1 protein-coding gene is annotated in these 1668 nt (G+C 48.2%); it reads left to right on the top strand.

Annotated features, from left to right (window positions below):
- The first annotated feature begins 101 nt into the window (after positions 1-101).
- Positions 102-1658, top strand: coding sequence for an IS1634 family transposase (locus JHU38_RS12230; RefSeq protein ID WP_107581251.1), 1557 nt, complete (start codon positions 102-104; stop codon positions 1656-1658).
- Positions 1659-1668: the final 10 nt, after the last annotated feature.

The raw sequence follows: 1668 nt of genomic DNA on the forward strand, positions 1-1668 counted from the left end.
CCTGACTTCGTCACCTAAAAAGCATATATTTTGTAATTAATTGATAAACAACATTTTGTATCTTTGCATACTCTGTATTTGGGGTACGCAAAATTTTTACCATGTTTGTCAAGAAGAAAAAGAATCGCTCTGGAACAACGAGTGTTGTGGTAGCAGAAAAGAAGAAGGGTGTATATAATGAGTTGGTTACTATTGGCATATCCAAAGATCCATCCGAAATAGATAATTTGGTAAACGCTGGACAAGAATGGATTTTAAAAGAAGAATCCCGACGCTATCCACAAGTTGACTTGTGGGGTGAAGAGCGCGAGGCTTGTGAGCGTGAACGTGAAGAAGTCTTTCGTGTGTTGTCCCGGGTAGAGAACATTCTTCTCAACGGCTGCGACTTGATTCTTGACCGCACTTTTGACCGCATTGGCTTCAACCGCATAGAGGACGAGGTGTTTCGCAAGCTCGTAAAGGCGCGTCTGGCCTATCCCGCGAGCAAGGCAGCCACTGTGGAATATCTGAAAAATCACTTTGACGATGACGTGGATCTTTCAAGGATTTATCGTTATCTTGACAAACTTAGCGACCGTCAGCACGAGGTGGTGCAGGACATCAGCGTGCGTCACACGGCCAAATTGTTCGGAGGCAACATCGGAGTGCTGTTTTATGACGTCACAACACTTTACTTTGAGTCTGACTATGAGGACGATCTGCGCAAGACGGGGTTCTCGAAAGAGGGCCGCCACAGCAATCCTCAGATTATCCTCGGGCTGCTCGTCAGTCTTGGAGGCTATCCGCTGGCATATTGCATCCATGAGGGCAACAAGTACGAGGGACACACGATGCTGCCGACGATTAACGAGTTTGTCAGCAAATATGGCTTGGAGAATTTTGTCGTAGTGGCAGACTCAGGCCTGATGAACAACGCTAACATTACCGAACTCGAGTCGCACGGCTACAAATATATAATAGGTGCGAAGATAAAGAATGAAAGCACAGAGGTAAAGCAGTGGATACTGAGCCGGCCTAAATCAGACGGTAAGATGGTTGAATACGACAAGGGCGGAGGGCGCAGGCTGCTTGTGGGCTACTCCGACGACCGCGCCCGAAAGGACGCATACAACCGAGAGAAAGGCATCCGACGCCTTGAGAAAGCCTACAGACGAGGCACGCTCACCAAAGACAACATCAACAAGCGAGGCTACAACAAGTTCCTCTCCATGGACGGAGAGGTGAAAGTGGCAATCGACTATGAACGTATAGCCGACGACGCACGTTGGGACGGACTGAAAGGCTATCTGACCAACACAACTATACCAACGGAACAAGTCTACACGGCATACCACAACCTGTGGCACGTAGAACGCGCATTCCGCATCGCCAAGTCGAAAATCGAGATACGACCCATGTTCCACTTCACGCGTAAGCGCATCGAAGCTCACGTGTGCATCTGCTTCGTAGCGCTGAAAGTCTACAAAGAACTGGAGCGGATGCTGAAGGTCTCAGACATTAAGATGAGCGTCGATAAGGTACTCGCCTTGGCCAAGACCATCACCACCATACAAATCAAGCTCCCCTTAAACAAGGATGTTTACACCCAAACCATGCTAATGGCAAGGCATCAACGCATCACAAAACTCTTTGACGAAAAATTTTGGGGTACGCATTGACGAAGTCAGG

The organism is Prevotella illustrans (assembly GCF_017426725.1).
Taxonomy (GTDB): domain Bacteria; phylum Bacteroidota; class Bacteroidia; order Bacteroidales; family Bacteroidaceae; genus Prevotella; species Prevotella illustrans.